This window comes from Sphingorhabdus lutea (genome assembly GCF_001889025.1).
GTDB classification, from domain to species: domain Bacteria; phylum Pseudomonadota; class Alphaproteobacteria; order Sphingomonadales; family Sphingomonadaceae; genus Sphingorhabdus_B; species Sphingorhabdus_B lutea.
The window spans coordinates 2,334,850-2,352,587 of the sequence record NZ_CP018154.1 but is presented as its reverse complement, the minus strand read 5'-3'; the positions used below and the strand labels follow the sequence as shown (position 1 = coordinate 2,352,587).

Sequence of the window (17,738 nt, the reverse complement as noted above, 5' to 3'; positions counted from 1 at the left end):
AAGGAAGAGATGATATGAGCGAAGCATTTATTTTTGACGCGGTGCGCAGCCCGCGCGGCAAGGGGCGCAGCGATGGCGCATTGCACGAAATCACCCCATTGGACCTTTCCGCTCAGGTTTTGGCCAGCGTGCGGGAACGCAACAATCTTCCTGCCGAGGCGGTAGAGGATATTTCATTTGGCTGTGTGTCCCCCGTGGGTGAGCAAGGCGCGGTGATAACCCGCACCGCCGCATTGCAGGCGGGATATGCCGAAACAACATCGGGAATTCAGGTAAACCGTTTTTGCGGTTCGGGGCTTGAGGCATCAAATATCGCGGCAGCCAAGGTAAAGGCGGGTGAGGCCGATTTAACCATTGGCGGCGGCATTGAATCGATGAGCCGCGTTCCCATGGGTTCAGATGGCGGCGCATGGCCGGTTGATCCGCGCTCTGCCATTGCCAATTATTTTATTCCGCAGGGTATTTCTGCCGATTTAATCGCCACCAAATATGGCTATAGCCGCGATGATGTGGACGCATATGCGATGGAAAGCCAAAAACGCGCCGCGCGCGCATGGGCCGAAAAACGCTTTGCCAATTCCATTTTGCCCATTCGTGATGTGATTGGTGAGGTGGTGTTGGACCATGATGAGTTAATGCGTCCTGAAACCGACATGCAATCATTGGGCGCTCTTGCCCCTGCATTTGCGATGATGGGGCAAGCGATGCCCGGTTTTGATGATATCGCCAAAATGCGCTATCCCGATATTGAAAATATAAATCATGTGCATCATGCGGGTAATAGTTCGGGCATTGTGGATGGTTCAGCCGCCGTGTTAATCGGCAATGATGTTGCGGCCAAAAAATATGATTTGAAACCGCGTGCACGCATTGTTTCCATGGCCAGCATTGGTTCAGAGCCAACCATCATGTTAACCGGCCCCGAATTTGCCGCGCAAAAGGCATTGACCCGCGCGGGGATGAGCGCGTCGGACATTGATTTGTGGGAATTGAATGAGGCTTTTGCCTCGGTAGTATTACGTTTCATGGATGCGATGAAAGTTGACCATAGCGATATTAACGTCAATGGCGGCGCAATTGCCATGGGCCACCCATTGGGCGCGACCGGCGCGATGATTTTGGGAACAGTGGTTGATGAGTTGGAGCGTTCGGGCAAATCGACCGCGCTTATCACCCTATGCATTGGTGCAGGCATGGGCACCGCCACCATCATTGAGCGCGTATAATCGCCGCCTACAAAATTATAGATTTGGAAAAATAATATGACATATAAATGTTTTACAGTTGAAATAGACAGCGACGGTATCGCTTTATTAACTTTGGATGTGCCAAATAATAGCATGAATGTGTGGAATGCGGATTTAATTGCCGAATTCCCAAAATTTGTCGACGAAGTGTTAAGCAATGACGAAATTAAGGGCGCGGTCATTACCTCTGGCAAGGCCAGCGGATTTATGGCAGGGGCCGACCTTAACATGTTGGGCAGCAGCAAAGCCGCCAGCATGGGCGAGGCGTTTGAAAATGCATTCGGACTGAACGCCACCCTGCGAAAAATGGAAACCGGCGGCAATAAAGCCAAGGATATGTTGAAAGGCACCGCCTTTGCCAAGCCATTTGCGTGCGCGTTAAACGGCCTTGCCCTTGGTGGCGGGTTGGAATTGGCACTTGCATGTCATTACCGCGTGGCGGCCGACAATCCAAAAATTCAGCTTGGCCTGCCCGAGGTAATGGTTGGCCTACTTCCCGGTGGCGGCGGAACACAGCGTGTGCCGCGCCTTATCGGTTTGCAAAATGCCGCGATGATGATTGTGCAGGGCAAATCATTAAACCCCGCAACTGCAAAGGCCCAGGGCCTTATCCATGATGTTGTGCCAGAGGCGGATTTAATCGCCAAGGCGAAAGAGTGGGTAAAGGCGAACCCCAAAACCCTTGCCCCATGGGATGCCAAAGGATTTAAATTCCCCGGCGGCGCGGGCGCGATGGACCCACGTTCGGTGCAATTATTTGTTGGATTAAACGCGATTGCCCATAAAGAAAGCAAGGGTAATTATGAAGCGGTAAAGGCGATTTTATCCTGCCTTTATGAAGGCTCTATCCTGCCCATGGATACCGCATTGCGCGTGGAATCAAAATATTTCACCAAATTATTGTCCGGACCACAGGCAAAAAATATGATCCGCACTTTATTTGTCAATAAACAGGCAGCAGAAAAGGGCGCGGGCCGTCCAGCGGGCGTGCCAAAGGTTGATTTGAAAAAAGTCGGCGTCCTTGGCGGCGGGTTAATGGGTTCAGGCATTACCCATGTCACCGCAAAGGGCGGCATGGATGTGGTGGTTTTGGACCGCAGCATGGAAGACGCGCAAAAGGCCGTCGCCTATTCACAAAAAATTATGGATAAGGCGGTCGCACGCGGCAAAATGACCAAGGAAAAGGCCGATGCCTTTATGGCGCGGATTACCCCAACAGATAATTATGACGATTTAAAAGATGTTGATTTAATTATTGAGGCAGTGTTTGAACGCCCCGATGTAAAGGCTGATGTGATTAAAAAGGCCGAGGCTGTTATCGGCAAAGACGTGGTTTTTGCGTCCAACACCTCCACCCTTCCTATCACTGGACTTGCCAAAAATTCATCACGGCCCGAACAATTTGTCGGCCTGCATTTCTTCTCACCTGTTGAAAAAATGCCTTTGTTGGAAATTATTCCTGGCGAGCAAACGGGCGATTTGGCGATGGCCGTGGCATTTGATTATAATGCCAAAATTCGCAAAACCCCGATTGTGGTAAAAGATGTTCGTGGTTTCTTCACCAACCGCGTATTCCCGCCATATATGGGTGAGGCGATGCTGTTGGTTAGCGAAGGGGTAAAACCCGCCTTAATCGAAAATGTCGCCAAAAATATGGGCATGCCCATTGGTCCATTGGCGCTGCTGGATGAAACCACATTACAGCTTGGCTATGATGTGATGCAATCGACCAAGCAAGAGCTTGGCGCGGATTATCGCCCATCAGGAACAGAGGATTTCCTTGAAAAAATGGTGGTGGAATTGGGCCGTAAGGGCCGCCGCTTTGGTTCAGGATTTTATGATTATGATGATAAGGGAGAGCGTAAGGGCCTGTGGGCCGGAATGGCGGACCATTATCCGATTGCCGATCCACAGCCAAGCGCAGAGGAGGTGAAGCAGCGCCTGCTTTACATCCAACTTATCGCCACCGCGCAATGTTTTGATGAAGGCGTTGTTCCCGATCCGCAAAGCGCGGATTTGGGCGCGATTTTCGGTTGGGGCTTTATGCCATATACGGGCGGCCCGATTAGCTATATTGACACAATTGGCGTGGAAAATTTTGTCCGCACCGCCGATAATATGGCCCAAAAATATGGCGAACGCTTTAAGCCTCCGGTCAGTTTCCGTAAAAAGGCCGAAGAAAAAGGCACATTTTATAAGGCTGCTTAATCCATATAAAATATTGATATAAAAGATTTAGGCCCATTTTTTAGGTTATGCCAACCTGATATGGGCCTTTTCTTTGCTCAAAAAAATATAACCAAATAGGTTATTTATATTGACATCGTTACGCCATTATGGCACATATACGGAAGATCGAGATGATGTGATTCGCCGACATGGCGATATGATAATCAAAAAAATATCATATATTTTATGGAACATACCCATATAGGCCGCCCTGCGATATGTAGGTTTCAGGATGCGGCTGTTTAATTATATTTCAAACCAAGGAGCAGTTATGCCGCAAAAAATAACGTCCGCCAACGCGCGGCGGGGGGATGGCCGCACCCGCAATATTGGGCCAAATTATAAACAGCAAAATAGGGATGAAGAAATTGGATATGATGCGGTTAAAAAATTGGTTTTAACGAAAATCAGAACAAAAAAAGGCATCCCCAAATTAAAATTACAACGTGAAAATAAACGCGCATTTTCAGACAAGAAAAAAGCAAAATTCCTGCAAATATTGGCCGAAACTTGCAATGTTACCTTTTCGGCAAAACAAGCAGGTGTAAAGCCCAGCACAGTATATCGACACCGCAAAATGGACGCGATATTTGATAAAAATTGGATGGAGGCGTTAAAAATCGCCTTTGAGAATTTGTTACTGGAAATGTTGCAACGCGCGCGTTTTGGCGTGGAAAAACCCATTATCCATGGCGGTGAGATAAAGGGGCATTTCAAACATTATGATGATGCCATGGGATTGAAATTATTACAACTTCATGCGTCCACGGTGGCGCAATATCAATCGCAAATGGCGAATGAAAATCAAAAGGATAATAGCAGCGATGCCGTAATGCATGATAATTTATTAAATGATATATTGGATAAATTGGAAGAAACCAGAGAGCGGTTAAAAGCCGATAATATCGGTGGAATATAGCATTTGGCAGCAAATCAGCATGTTGCCGCCGGATGAACTGCACAAATTCATAAATTCCCTGTCGCCAACTCAATTGGGTAAATTAAAATATGAATGGCGCATATTGGCGCGGCCATCACAGTTACCGCCAAAGGGAAATTGGCGTATTTGGTTAATAATGGCGGGGCGCGGTTTTGGAAAAACCCGTGCGGGCGCGGAATGGGTGCATGACATTGCCGCCGCAAATCCACATGTAAAAATTGCATTATTGGGGGATAATTTATATGATGTTCGCGCCACGATGGTGGAAGGGGATAGCGGCATATTATCAACGCAGCGCCGCCATTTACCAGTAAAATGGGAATCCAGCCTGCGCCAAATAATATGGGCCAATGGGGCGGCGGCATATTGTTATTCCGCCCAATCGCCAGAGGCATTGCGCGGCCCGCAACATAGCCATGCATGGTGTGATGAATTAACCAAATGGGAACATAGCGGCGGAAAAAATATTGACGCATGGGATAATTTGGCCATGGGCCTTCGTTTGGGTAAAAAACCGCAAATTTTGGTAACCACCACGCCGCGCCGAAACATATTATTGCAAAATATCATGGCGCGGGACGATGTGGTCATTACCAAGGGCACAACACAGGATAATCGCGCGGCTCTTCCCCCCGATTTTATCGCCGCGATGGAGGCGCAATATGGGCAAAGCAATTTGGGGCGTCAGGAATTGTCCGGCGAATTGCTTTGCGAAATTGACGGCGCATTATGGACGAGGCCAATATTGCAGAAATGCCGAATTGCAACGCCAATTGAGCCAGAGCAAATATCGCGCATCATCATATCGGTTGATCCACCCGCAAGTGATAGAGGCGATGAATGCGGCATCATTGTCGCGGCGGGGTTAACCGATGGGCGCGGCGCGCTGTTATATGATGGCAGCATTGCCAAGGCTTCGCCCGAAAAATGGGCGCGGCAAGTGGCCAATTTGGCCGAAAACTGGGGTGCGGACCATGTGGTGGCCGAGGCAAATCAGGGCGGTGATATGGTGGGCAGCGTACTTCGCGCGGCGAATATCAACCTGCCCATCAAACTGGTCCATGCCAGCCGTGGCAAAATGGCGCGGGCCGAACCGGTCGCGGCATTATATGAGGCGGGGCGCGTTGTGCATGCCGGACGATTTGACGCATTGGAAGATCAATTATGCGGCATGATGATTGGCGGAAATTATGAAGGACCGGGCCGTTCGCCCGACCGCGCCGATGCGCTGGTTTGGGCGATGACGGAGTTGATGCTGGGCAGGCGGGCCATGCCCAAAATTCGTTTTTAAGAAAAATTGATAAAGGATTATCTTTATGAAGATGATGGAAAAATTCCGTGCCCTTATTCGGACGGGGCAGGGCGGCGATGATATTGGAAAAAAATCATCCGCTGCAAATATGGGCCATATATATGGCATGACTGCCCCGCCATGGGCTCAAAATATCAAAAATGATATGGCGGTTCAATTTGGCAATGGGGCAAATTATATTGCCCATGCACAGCAGGCATATTGCGAAAATCCGGTGGCACAACGCGCGGTGCGAATGATTACCGATGCCATTTCCGGCGCGGTGTTGAAAATCAGCTCGCCAGAAATTGCCGCATTGATTGACAAAAATGATGGCGGATTTACTATTTTAGAAGATGTGAGCGCACATTTCCTGCTTCACGGCAATGCGTTTATTCATGTGCAGTGCGATTATTTGGGACGCATTTCTGCTTTATATGCGCTGCGTCCCGACCGCGTCAAAATTATTGCAGGTGATGATGGATGGCCGGTGGCTTATCAATATCAGATCGGGCAGAATGTGAGCGAAATTGCCGCCTATGATGAGGCGGGGCGTCCGCAAATCATCCATTTACGTGGGTTTAGCCCCCATGATGACCATTATGGCACAGGATGTTTAGCCGCGTCGATGCGCGCAGTGGCGGTGCATAATGCCGCGACCAAATGGAATGAGGCATTTTTGGACAATGCGGCGCGGCCATCGGGCGCGTTAATTTATGACCCTGGCGATCCCACGGCCACCCTGACCAGTGAACAATTTGATCGTTTAAAATCGGAAATGGAGGCGGGATTTTCCGGCGCATATAATGCGGGCAGGCCTTTATTATTGGAAGGCGGGTTAAAATGGCAATCATTAAGCATGTCGCCCGCCGATATGGATTTTGTGGCGTTAAAGGCGGCATCGGCGCGTGAAATCTCGCTTGCCTTTGGTGTGCCGCCCATGTTGATGGGCCTGCCAGGGGATAATAGCTATGCCAATTATAAAGAGGCAAATCGCGCATTATGGCGGCTTACCCTCATCCCCATGTGTAATAAGATTTTCGGCGCAATATCGGCAGGGTTAAACCCATGGGTGAAGGGCGCGAAAATTGAACTTGATTTGGATATGATTACCGCATTGGCAGAGGATAGAGAAAAATTATGGGCGCAGGTCAGCAGCGCCGATTTCCTGTCCAAAGAGGAAAAACGCGCCATGTTGGGATTGACCCATTTATGCGTGGAGGCAGGCGATGAATGAGACCAAAATGTTGGGCCATTTAACCCGTCAGGCGGAACAATCGGGCGCGGATTTGGCCACTATTTACGCCATTATCGACCAATCAAGCGAGGCAGGCGCAAGGCGGGCATTGGCCAAATTGGGATTGTCCGATGACCATGCGCAAAAGGATTTGACCGAACTTCGTTTATTATTGGCCGCATGGCGCGATGCGAAAAAGGGCGCGTGGAAGGCGGCAATTGATTGGATGGTAAAGGGGGTGTTGGCCATATTTTTAATCGGCCTTGCGGTTCGATTTGGCCTGACGGAATATCTAAAATGAGGGGGCGTGAGAATTTATTGCCAAAAAAAATGCTGCGCTTTGCGGGCTATGCCGCGATTTTTGACCATATGGACAAGGGCGGGGATATTATCAGCCAAGGTGCATTTACCGATAGCCTGCGTGATTTTATGGTAAATGGGCGGAGCATCCCCCTTTTATGGCAGCATGATCCGGGGCGGCAAATTGGCGTTTTGGATATGGCGGGGGAGGATAGACGCGGGCTGCGCGTGATTGCGAAATTATCGTATAATGAAGATGTCCAAATTGCCGATTATGTGCAAAGCGGCGCGGTGCGCGGGCTTTCCTTTGGATATAGAGTGCAGGAAAGTAGCGGACAAAATCCGCGCCATTTACAAAAATTGGAATTGGTGGAGGTCAGCATCGTCACCCACCCCATGCAACCGCGCGTCCATGTACATTTGGTGGATGGGTGAGTTTGCTGTTTTTTTTAATATTGATATGAACTTAATGGCTATTTAATTTATTGTTAATCGCGTTTTGCTATATATTGGGATTAACCAATAATGGCGTAAATTTAATATGCCATAATGGTATAAAAATATTGTATAATGCGTTAACAGATAATATATCAAATAAATACTCGGTAACGTAAAGGCTACTGAAAGGCTTAAAAAAGGAGCGTATCATGAGATTATATGAAGGTCATGGAGGCTAATAGATTTGATAGAATCTATACATGAATTTTGGACGGTTTACGGCTCTCTCATAACTGGGGGAGCCGTTATTATATCTGCTATATTGGCTTTTGTCACAATATATTCAAACCGTAAAATGGCGAAGCGGCGCGGTACATTAGATTTAATAATGCATATTGAATCGGATGGTGATTTAATTGCGGCGCGTAAAGAGTTTATCAAATTGAAAAAAGGCGAGTTTAACTCCGCGAAATGGGGAAAAGAAGATGAAAAGGATTCGGAAGAAGCCAATAATATTAGGACAACATTAAATGTAAACGAATTGGTCGCGGTTTCGATAAAAGAAGGCGTCATTGATGAAATGGTGTTTCGCCGCTGGTTTAATGGCGCCTATATTGATGATTATCAAACCATGACAGGTTATTTAAATGAAGTTAGAAACTATAAAAATAATCCAAAAATATTTTGTGAGTTTGAGGCATTGGCCAAAAAATGGCAGGATGATAAGGATTGGGACGGCAAGCCCAATTGGATGACCCGTAAATGGAAGGCAATATGTAATATTTTTGCCGCTTAAGCGTTAGAATATTTCAAAAAAATAGCAACCGTCCTTTTGGGCGGTTTTTTTACGCCCAAAATTAGGCCAGCCAGCAATAGGCCAGCCAGCAATAGGCAAGTCTAAATAGCCCATAAATACCAAAAAATATATAAAATTTCACCTGCGGCTTTCATGAATTTCATGCGGCTTTGCGGGCGAATTATTGTGCAACAAGGAAAGATATTATATGAAAAATATTGAAATTAAGGCAGAAGCAACATCAAATAATCACATTGATCCATTGGAGGCATCATTTGATTTGGTGGATAAAATTGAGGCGCAGGAAAGCGTCATTTCACAATTGAGCGAGAGTGTGGACGGCGTGAAATCCGATGTGGAGTCGGTGAAGACCCGTTTGGACAAGGTGGCATCGGCCGCCGCACGCCCCGCATTGTCCAATCCGCAAAATGGCGGCAATGTTGAGGGTAAAAAATCGCTTTATTCATCCGCTGCATCGCGCAGCTTTGTCGATGGATATTTACGCAGCGGACGGGAAACTGAGTTAAAGTCGCTGTCCATTGGTTCGGGCGCAGATGGCGGATTTGCCGTGCCGCGCGAAATTGACACAATGATTGGGCGCATGTTAACCAATATCTCCCCCATTCGCGCCATTGCCAATGTGGTCCAAACGGGCAGCGCGGGATATCGCAAATTGGTGACCACCGGCGGCACGCCCTCTGGCTGGGCATCGGACAGTGCGCCGCGCCCGATGACGGCAACCCCCAATTTTGTTGAAATTGCGCCGCCAACTGGCGATTTATATGCCAATCCTGCGGCCAGCCAAGCCATGTTGGACGATGCGGCATTTGATGTTGAAAATTGGTTGTCGGGTGAAATTGCTGCCGAATTTGCCCGGGCGGAGGCCGCCGCCTTTATCAACGGCACGGGCGTGAACCAGCCAAAGGGTTTTTTAACCGGCCCGACCACCTTGGAAAATGATAATGTTCGCGCATTTGGCACATTGCAATATATTCCATCGGGCGCGGCGGGTGCATTTGCCGCCGCCAACCCACAGGATAAGATTGTTGACCTTATCCACGCGTTAAAACCCGCCTATCGCCAAGGGGCGGTTTTTGTGATGAACAGCGCGACCGTGGCGCGTATCCGCAAAATGAAAACCAGTGATGGCGCATTTTTGTGGCAACCATCTATGGCAGTGGGACAGCCTGCGACTTTATTAGGGTATCCCGTGATAGAGGCGGAGGATATGCCCGATGTGGCGGCGAACAGCCTGTCCATTGCATTTGGCAATTTTAATGCGGGATATTTAATTGCAGAGCGAAGCTCGACCAGCATTTTGCGTGACCCATATAGCAATAAACCCTTTGTGCATTTTTACGCGACAAAGCGCGTGGGCGGCCAGTTGATGAATAGCGATGCGATTAAAGTAATGAAATTCGCAGCGTCATAAACCCCCGTTAATAGGACGAAGCTCCCCCTGCTGTTAATTTTTAACAGCAAACTACGCCGCCCCAGCACAGCATGTTGGGGCGGTTTTTTATTAAAGATAGAGGCGATGATGAGTAATTTATTTTTTGCTGACCTAATCGGTGAGCGCACAAATAGCGAGGGTTTGGGTGAGATTAGCTTAGATGGCGCAATTGCCGGCCATCGCCGCTTTACCGATAATGTACCGGCGGGACAAAAATTCCATTATGCCATTTCGGGCATTACAAAGGTCGGTGAATGGGAAGTGGGTGAGGGGCAATTAACCCAAAATGGCGCATTAAACCGCGTCGTCATTTTTTCATCATCCGCAAATGGGGCAAAGGTGGATTTTACCGCCGGATTAAAAATGGTTGTTTTAACCCCATCGGCCACATGGTTTATGCAGCATGGCCATGACATATCCTCCATCACCGGATTACAAAGCGCGTTGGACGGTAAACAGGCGGCGGGCAGCTATAGCTTATCAAGCCATATTCACCCCATATCCTCCATCAGCGGATTATCAGCGCAGCTGGCCAATTGCCTGACCAAAGATGCCAACGGAAAATATAGCAGCGGCACAGGTTTTAACATTACATCCACGGGTAAAGTGGGCATAGGCACGGATAGCCCCGCCGAATTATTGGAGGTGCATGGCACATCCCCCTATATCGTCACCAACAGCAATGTTTTAAACAATCGCGGCGGGATGAAATTTAAGGCGGGCGGGGTCGAACGTGGCAGTGTGGATTTCCTTGCCCTGGTTGGGGAATTAAAATTAACCGCTGGCTATGCCAATTGGGGCGGGCGGATAAATTTTAACACCAATGGCATGGATCAAATGACCATAGATGCCAATGGCGGGGTATATGCCGCGCGGGATAATCAACAAAATTTGGGCCATGCCGGGGCCAGATGGGCCAGCATTTTTGCAGGCAGCGGCGCGATAAACACATCGGATGAAAATGCCAAAAAACATATTGGCAAAATTCCCGATTGCTGGATTGACGCATGGGGTGATGTTCAATGGCAAAGATATCGTTTTCGCGGCGGGAAAAGATGGCATGCAGGCTTAATCGCACAGCGCGTTTTTGACGCATTTGCCGCACGTGGGTTGGACGCATTTTCCACGGGCCTTTGCTGCCGTGATGAAATTGGCGATGTGGATAAGGATGGCGAGACGCACTATCGTTGGGGGCTTCGCTATGACGAATGTTTCGCGATGGAGGCTGTATGGCAAAGACGCGAATTTAGGCGATTATCGGAAAAATTGGCGGCGATAGAAAATAGGCTGGCAAAACAAAGGCTGGCAAAACAAAGGCTACCAAATCAAAAACTGGCAAAAAAATGACGGGCGCATATTCACTTGGTCGATACGCCATTTGCCATGCCAATTTAACCCGCACATCTGACATGCAATTGGCCATCAGACAGGCAAAATATTGGGGCAATAAGGCACGCGGTATCACCCCGTCTATAGCTGGTGATGGCGTAATTTCCGCACGCAAAAAAAATGCCCCGCCGCAATTTTGAAATTTGCCATTACAGACGGCATAGCCCCCTATTTCCTTAAAAAATTAAAGGATTTCATATGACATTATTATTAAAAGACCCGCAATCGCGGGTTGATTATCGTTTTGATTGGCACGCGCAATATGCCGCCAATGAATTGATTGAACAAAGCAGTTGGACAATTATACCCGTGCATGAAAATGGGGTGGCCATTGTCGGCGATGGCCATGACGGCACGCATAGTTTTGTGTCCATTGAAGGCGGCAAAATAGGCGCGACATACAGCCTATCCAACAAAATTATTTTCACCAATGGGACATGGGATGAACGCAGCATTTCCGTGCGGGTGGAAAATTTATGACAGGCGCGATGACAAATATAAAATTGGACCGTCCGGTTATTTCGGCCTCCGCACTGCATGAATTAAAGGGCGATTTGCGGATCAGCATATCCGATGAAGACGCCCTTTTAATGGGTCATATCCGCACCGCGATGGACATTTGCGAGAAATTTATCTCTGCCCGTTTATTATTGCGGCGGGGCAGGGTGGAAATGCCAATATGTTCAGGATGGCAGATGATAAAACAGCGCCCGATTATTTCAATTTATGATGTGGAGGGTAAAATCCTGGTCATGACAGCAGGAGCGGCGGGCCGAATAAGGGCATATTTTGACGTGGGATGTCATGCCCATTGGGATGATATTGATGCGCCGTTGCGCATGGGAATTTTGCGATTGGCGGCATTTTTATACCGGCAAAATAATGGCGATATAGCCAATGAAAATATGGGTGAAATTCCGCCTGTAATTGCCGCTTTATGGCGGCCATATCGGGCGATGCGTTTATGAAAATGGGCCAAGAGATAAGCAGTAAATTACACCAATATGCAAAGAAAAAAGCGCAGCAAATATGCCATGAAAAGGGGCAATATATCGCATCTGATTTGGGGCAATTTAATGGCGTAAATGCAAAGGCAGAAACGGACAGCATCATCATTTCCGCGCCATCATTATCGGCCAAATTGGATGAAAATCCCCTGATGCGATGGACCATTAAAAAATAAAGCAAAAAGGAATATGGCCGATGAGTTATGAATATAAATTATGCGGTGCGATATGCCAATTGCTGCGCGAAAATGCAAAAATTATGGCGCATGTAAATGCGGTATATCTCGCGCGGCCGGATAAGGCCACGCCGCCTTATATCAACATTCAAAACAGCATGGCATTGCCATGGTCAGGAACAGAGTTTCAGGGGCAGGAAATACGTATGGCATTGCGATATATTGCGCCGCGAAGCGAGGAGGTGGGCGGCGAAGAAATCCATCAATTATTACCAAAAATGATTGAAAATATGCCCCGCGCTCAAGACGGTTATGACATTATCAATATGCAAATTTTGCGGCAGGAAACTTCACGCACTGCGGACGGCAAATGGACATTTGATTTGGGTGTCATGGCCCGCATTTCAATCCACAATCAATAAATTTTAACAATAGTCGGAGACATATTATGGCAGCAGAAAAGGGCAGTGCCTTTTTATTAAAAAATGGCGATGGCAACACCCCCATAGCTTATCAAATAATGGCGGGATTACGCACCACACAGATGAGCGTGAACGGCGATAGCGTCAACATTACCCATAAGGGGTCAAATGGGTGGCGCGAATTATTATCCGGCGCTGGCGTGCGTTCCGTATCGGTGTCGGCGGCGGGTATTTTTACCGGATCACAGGCGGAACAAAGATTGCGGCAAATGGCGATGTCAGGGTTGATTGATGATTATCAATTATGTTTTGAGAGCGGTGAAAAATTGTCGGGCAAATTTCTGGTCACGCGGCTTGATTATTCCGGCGATTATAATGGAGAGCGCAATTATACCCTGTCGTTGGAAAGCAGCGGTCCGGTGATAAGCGCATGAACAATATTGCAAACCCCCATCGCGGAGAGGCCGCGTTAAATTTGGACGGCGAAATTTATATATTGCGGCCCAGTTTTGAAAATTTAATCGCGGCAGAGGAAGAAATTGGCCCTTTATTTGAAATGGTCGAACAAGCAGCGGCAGGACAATTAAAATTGTCGCATTTATCCGCCCTTTATTGGCATTGTTTGTGTGATAAACCGGTGGATAGAAAAATATTCTCGGCCAAATTGGTGGCTGGCGGGTTGGCCAACGCAACCCCGCCATTAAAAATATTATTACAACAAATTTTAATGGGTCGATGATGATGCAGTCGGATGATTATTTTGCCGGCTTTATCATGAAATTACATGCTCAGTTGATTATAAATTTTGGGTGGACGCTGGATCAATGTTGGCAGGCCACACCATCAGAAATCGCCCATATTTTTGCCGGTTTGTCGGCGCCATCATCACCCGAAAAATATCGCGACATAATTGATAAATTAACGAAAGATTTTCCAGATGAATAGGGATATTGATGAACTTGTCATCGCCATACGCGCCGACACGGGCGGCTTTGCCCGCGATTTACAAAGCATGAAGACCCAGCTTGACGGGCCATTTGCCGATGGGTTGGAACGGGCGGGCCGCGGGCTTGAACGCGGGTTATTAAGCGCGATAGAGCGGGGCAAATTTGGTTTTGAGGATTTGCGTAAAATTGCATTATCGGTTTTGTCCGATATTGCATCCTCTGCGATTAAATCGGGTATTGGGACAATATTTGGCGCCAGTGCAGGGGGGCAAAGCGTCGGGATAAGCGGGATTTTGGGCAGTTTGGGCCAAGTTGCCGCGGCGGCATTGGGCGCACCGGGGCGGGCCACAGGTGGGCCAGTATCATCGGGCCGGGCATATATGGTGGGGGAAAATGGCCCTGAATTATTTGTGCCAAGTAGCGGGGGAAATATTGTGCCGCAAATTTCAGGACGCGGCGCAAATGTGAACATTAACATCAATGTGTCTGATAATGGCCGGGGCAGCGCACCAGACAGCCTGCGTAAATCCAGCAGGCAAATTGCAAGACAGGTCCGCCAAGCACTTTCCTCATAAAGCGGCTGTCTCAAAAGCAAGCATTTTTCCCAATAAATTGGCGCATTTGCGGCGAATAAATAATGATGAAGGGGCATATTTTGATGAGCTATTGGCTTTGTAAAGAAAGAAGTGTGCAGGACAAAAATGTTCTGATGCGCTTTGACCCAAAATATTGGAGTGTGAATTTCCCAAGGCCGATGATGGCCAGCGTGGTGACCACCGCGCCCGATGCCATGCGGGTGGAGCATATTTTTTATCATAAAAATGAGATTTGCGGTCTGATATGGAATAGTGAGGATGAGTGGGACCACTCGCTTTTATCCTATACAACAAATCGCGATTATCGTCATGTGACATTGAAATTTCATTGGAAATCACATGGCATAGTCGCATTAAACGCAGTAAATGGTCCTGTTTTAACCATTGAAGGGCGCGATGCAGCTGGCAACGCCATGTCATATTATGTGCGGTTGTGGAATTATGCACAGGGCAGCCCGTATGACGCGCAAATCACCCTTAATTTTGCTGATTTATATGGCGGTTTTCTCCTCCCCAATGAAGGCGTAAAGGTGCATGCCGCCGATATTGACCGCATGTTCATTTCCATGGCGCCCGCCGGATATGACGGCACAAATACCCCCTTTGCCGGTGGCCAACATGCTTGGGCGGAAATTTCGGAAATAAGCTGCATCGGTGAGGGCGCAATTTTGGATATTGGCGATGTGTCCTTACCCGAACATCATGTGCGTATGGCCAGCGGTTATGATGATCATTATCATGTCACCCCAGAACGGTTAATGTCGCAAATCCACGCCCTTGGTTACCGAAAAAGCATCAACCATTATGTGGGGATGAGCCATTATTTCAACCTTAACCCCCATAATGGCGGGCATATGATCGACAGCGTGAATGACGCGTTAAATTTGCCTTGCCAAAAATGGCATGAGAATTTTGCGGACTTTGCCAAAATTTATGGATTTGAGCTGATATTCTCGCTTTCTTATGAATTATTTGATGCGCATTGCCCAGATGATTGGAAACAGCGCGCGGCCAATGGCGATCCCGCCCTTACCGGATGGAGGCCGCCATCAACTTTATTATCGCCCGCAAATGATGCGGCAATGGGATATTTACAACATGTTGCGCGGGCATTTACCCGTATTTTATTGGCGGCCAATTTACCGGTTATTTTCCAAATTGGCGAGCCATGGTGGTGGGTGACAAATGACCATAGGCCCTGTTTGTATGACGAGGCGGCGATTATAAAATTTGACAATTTATTGACCAGCATTGCCGATATTCGCGGGCCAAAAACCGCCGTACAAAACGCGATGTTGGACAAAGCAGGTGATATTTTGGGGCAGTCAACCCTTGCCCTGCGCGATGCGGTAAGGGGGCAAGCGGCAACATTTGGCGCCAATGCGAAAATAGCATTATTGGCATTTTTACCAAGCATATTAAACGAAGAATCCCCCGAAATGGCCCGCGCAAATTTGCCTTCAAATTGGGCATATCCCGCCTTTGATATATTACAGTTGGAAGATTATGATTGGATAGTGGAGGGTAATTTTGGTGCATCTGACCGCGCGATAAGGGCGGCCAATGCGCGGCTTAACTATCCCCCAATGCATCAACATTATTTTGCCGGTTTTGTCCTGCGAGCGCAGGATGATCATCAATGGACACATATTCATCAGGCGATTTTATCTGCATCAACACGCGGCATAGGCGATATTTTTATTTGGGCCTTGCCACAAATTTTACGCGACGGTTTTGTCTATTTTAATTTGAATAAAGAACAGGAGGGCGCATTGAACAATTTTGAACAAATATCTTTCCCCATCAATATTGGCATGGGCGCGACCATCAGCCCGCAATTTTCCACCATTATTTCCACCACGCAAAATGGCAATGAATATCGCAATGCCCAATGGGCCAATGCGCGTAATATTTATGATGTGGGCAGCGGGCTTCGTTCACAACAGGATGTGGAAAGCGTTTTGCAATTTTTTAAAAGGATGAAAGGGCCGGCCAAGGGGTTTCGCTTTTTTGATCCATTGGACAATAGTTCACATAATATGACCGGCACGCCGAGCGCATTTGACCAAAAAATTGGCATTGGGGATGATGTGCAAACTTCGTTTCAATTGGTGAAAAATATAGGCGAAGATGGGCATGATGTGCGGCCAATATTTTGTCCCATTGCCGATACGGTTACAATATCTCTAGACGCAGCCATTGTGCAAAATTGGACATTGGGCGATAATGGCATGATTATTTTTAACAATCCCCCACCAAATGGCGCGGTGATAAGGGCGGGTTATTTATTTGAAGTGCCGGTGCGGTTTATGAACGATCAAATTGATTGTTCCATTTCACAATTTGGTGCAGGGGAAATCCCCAATATAGATTTGATAGAATTAAAAGAAGCACCGATTTTTGACGGGGCAAATGGCAATGGATAATCAACATGATGAAAATTTATCATCTGCGCCGCCATTGACCAGTTTTTGTTATATTTGGCAAATTTTGCGCCATGATGGGATCATGTTGGCCTTTACATCACATGACCGAAATGTGGCAATAAATGGGATAGATTATCATGCCAGTAGCGGGTTAATCCCCACCAGCATCGATGCGGCATTGGGACTTGAAAATAATGGGCCGGATGTGGATGGCATTTTGTCCAATAATGCCATTACCGATGCGGATATACGGGCGGGAAAATGGGATTATGCGCAAATAAAATTGGCCATTGCCGATTGGGACAAAAAAACCATTATTGATGATGAAATGTCCATTTATCATATGGGGGCGATCCGCCATGATGGGCATCATTTCACCGCAGAGTTGGAGGGAATATCGGCGGCGTTATTATACCCCATCATTCCCAAAACATCGCCAACATGCCGTGCGCGATTGGGCGATGCAAAATGCGGTATAAATTTGAATAAATATCGGTGCAGGGCGCATATTGAAAAAATTGAGGGGGAACGAATTTTTATCACCCCGGCGGTGCAATTAACCCCCCATTATCTGGCACATGGCAGCATTAAATTTTTAAGCGGGCGATCATGCGGACATAAATCGGCCATTTGGGATAATGATGTAAATAGTGTGAAAATTGTCGATATGCCTTATGCCTCAGCGCAAGTGGGTGATATGATTTTATTGACCCAAGGCTGCCCCAAAAGCATTTCGGCATGTGGCGATCGTTTCGAAAATGCCCAAAATTTTCGAGGCGAACCATTTTTGCCGGGCAATGATTTATTGACCCGATATCCCAATGCCATTTAACCAATAATGGCG

21 protein-coding genes are annotated in these 17,738 nt (G+C 47.6%); all 21 read left to right on the top strand.

Going from position 1 to position 17,738, the window contains the following annotated elements; all coding sequences use genetic code 11:
- The first annotated feature begins 14 nt into the window (after positions 1–14).
- The 21 genes from LPB140_RS11230 (at position 15) to LPB140_RS11130 (ending at position 17,726) form a co-directional block, all read left to right on the top strand.
- Complete coding sequence (locus tag LPB140_RS11230; RefSeq protein WP_072559904.1) at positions 15–1,226, top strand: acetyl-CoA C-acetyltransferase; 1,212 nt, start codon at positions 15–17, stop codon at positions 1,224–1,226.
- Between the two features lie 36 nt (positions 1,227–1,262).
- Complete coding sequence (locus tag LPB140_RS11225) at positions 1,263–3,455, top strand: 3-hydroxyacyl-CoA dehydrogenase NAD-binding domain-containing protein (protein ID WP_072559903.1); 2,193 nt, start codon at positions 1,263–1,265, stop codon at positions 3,453–3,455.
- 292 nt (positions 3,456–3,747) lie between these two features.
- Positions 3,748–4,395 (top strand): hypothetical protein, encoded by a 648-nt coding sequence (locus tag LPB140_RS11220; RefSeq protein ID WP_072559902.1) that lies wholly within the window; start codon positions 3,748–3,750, stop codon positions 4,393–4,395.
- The gene (locus LPB140_RS11215; RefSeq protein WP_232223406.1) at positions 4,385–5,707 is read left to right on the top strand and encodes a DNA-packaging protein; all 1,323 of its coding nucleotides are present in this window, start codon (positions 4,385–4,387) and stop codon (positions 5,705–5,707) included. The genes LPB140_RS11220 and LPB140_RS11215 overlap by 11 nt, the downstream gene beginning before the upstream one ends.
- 25 nt (positions 5,708–5,732) lie before the next feature.
- On the top strand, positions 5,733–6,944 hold the full coding sequence (locus tag LPB140_RS11210) for a phage portal protein (RefSeq protein WP_232223405.1): 1,212 nt from the start codon (positions 5,733–5,735) through the stop codon (positions 6,942–6,944).
- A complete protein-coding gene (locus tag LPB140_RS11205; RefSeq protein ID WP_072559901.1) occupies positions 6,937–7,245 on the top strand; it encodes a DUF6127 family protein in 309 nt (102 codons plus the stop codon). Before LPB140_RS11210 ends, LPB140_RS11205 begins: the two co-directional genes overlap by 8 nt.
- Positions 7,246–7,274: 29 nt before the next feature.
- Positions 7,275–7,679 (top strand): HK97 family phage prohead protease, encoded by a 405-nt coding sequence (locus tag LPB140_RS11200; protein WP_232223404.1) that lies wholly within the window; start codon positions 7,275–7,277, stop codon positions 7,677–7,679.
- Between the two features lie 247 nt (positions 7,680–7,926).
- Complete coding sequence (locus LPB140_RS11195; protein ID WP_335682193.1) at positions 7,927–8,478, top strand: DUF4760 domain-containing protein; 552 nt, start codon at positions 7,927–7,929, stop codon at positions 8,476–8,478.
- Positions 8,479–8,686: 208 nt separating this feature from the next.
- A complete protein-coding gene (locus LPB140_RS11190) occupies positions 8,687–9,910 on the top strand; it encodes a phage major capsid protein (RefSeq protein ID WP_083550367.1) in 1,224 nt (407 codons plus the stop codon).
- Positions 9,911–10,015: 105 nt separating this feature from the next.
- Positions 10,016–11,278 carry a tail fiber domain-containing protein gene (locus tag LPB140_RS11185; protein WP_156874202.1) on the top strand — a complete coding sequence of 421 codons (1,263 nt, stop codon included), beginning with the start codon at positions 10,016–10,018 and terminating at the stop codon, positions 11,276–11,278.
- Positions 11,275–11,460 carry a hypothetical protein gene (locus LPB140_RS11180; RefSeq protein ID WP_072559897.1) on the top strand — a complete coding sequence of 62 codons (186 nt, stop codon included), beginning with the start codon at positions 11,275–11,277 and terminating at the stop codon, positions 11,458–11,460. The genes LPB140_RS11185 and LPB140_RS11180 overlap by 4 nt, the downstream gene beginning before the upstream one ends.
- Positions 11,461–11,518: 58 nt before the next feature.
- Positions 11,519–11,800 carry a phage fiber-tail adaptor protein gene (locus LPB140_RS11175; RefSeq protein ID WP_072559896.1) on the top strand — a complete coding sequence of 94 codons (282 nt, stop codon included), beginning with the start codon at positions 11,519–11,521 and terminating at the stop codon, positions 11,798–11,800.
- Positions 11,797–12,288 (top strand): head-tail connector protein, encoded by a 492-nt coding sequence (locus LPB140_RS11170; protein ID WP_072559895.1) that lies wholly within the window; start codon positions 11,797–11,799, stop codon positions 12,286–12,288. Before LPB140_RS11175 ends, LPB140_RS11170 begins: the two co-directional genes overlap by 4 nt.
- Entirely contained in the window at positions 12,285–12,503 is a 219-nt protein-coding gene (locus LPB140_RS11165) for a hypothetical protein (protein ID WP_072559894.1), read from the top strand. Before LPB140_RS11170 ends, LPB140_RS11165 begins: the two co-directional genes overlap by 4 nt.
- A gap of 20 nt (positions 12,504–12,523) precedes the next feature.
- Complete coding sequence (gene gp17 / locus LPB140_RS11160) at positions 12,524–12,925, top strand: tail completion protein gp17 (protein ID WP_072559893.1); 402 nt, start codon at positions 12,524–12,526, stop codon at positions 12,923–12,925.
- 26 nt (positions 12,926–12,951) lie between these two features.
- Positions 12,952–13,359, top strand: coding sequence for a phage tail tube protein (locus LPB140_RS11155; RefSeq protein WP_072559892.1), 408 nt, complete (start codon positions 12,952–12,954; stop codon positions 13,357–13,359).
- Entirely contained in the window at positions 13,356–13,664 is a 309-nt protein-coding gene (locus tag LPB140_RS11150) for a gene transfer agent family protein (RefSeq protein WP_072559891.1), read from the top strand. Before LPB140_RS11155 ends, LPB140_RS11150 begins: the two co-directional genes overlap by 4 nt.
- Positions 13,661–13,870: a phage tail assembly chaperone gene (locus LPB140_RS11145; RefSeq protein WP_156874200.1), complete on the top strand. Its 210-nt coding sequence runs from the start codon at positions 13,661–13,663 to the stop codon at positions 13,868–13,870. The genes LPB140_RS11150 and LPB140_RS11145 overlap by 4 nt, the downstream gene beginning before the upstream one ends.
- Entirely contained in the window at positions 13,863–14,447 is a 585-nt protein-coding gene (locus LPB140_RS11140; protein ID WP_072559889.1) for a tail tape measure protein, read from the top strand. Before LPB140_RS11145 ends, LPB140_RS11140 begins: the two co-directional genes overlap by 8 nt.
- Positions 14,448–14,530: 83 nt before the next feature.
- Positions 14,531–16,894, top strand: a complete 2,364-nt coding sequence (locus LPB140_RS11135; protein WP_156874266.1) for a DUF2460 domain-containing protein — start codon at positions 14,531–14,533, stop codon at positions 16,892–16,894.
- Positions 16,887–17,726, top strand: a complete 840-nt coding sequence (locus LPB140_RS11130) for a phage/gene transfer agent baseplate hub protein (protein WP_072560922.1) — start codon at positions 16,887–16,889, stop codon at positions 17,724–17,726. Before LPB140_RS11135 ends, LPB140_RS11130 begins: the two co-directional genes overlap by 8 nt.
- Positions 17,727–17,738 lie beyond the last annotated feature (12 nt).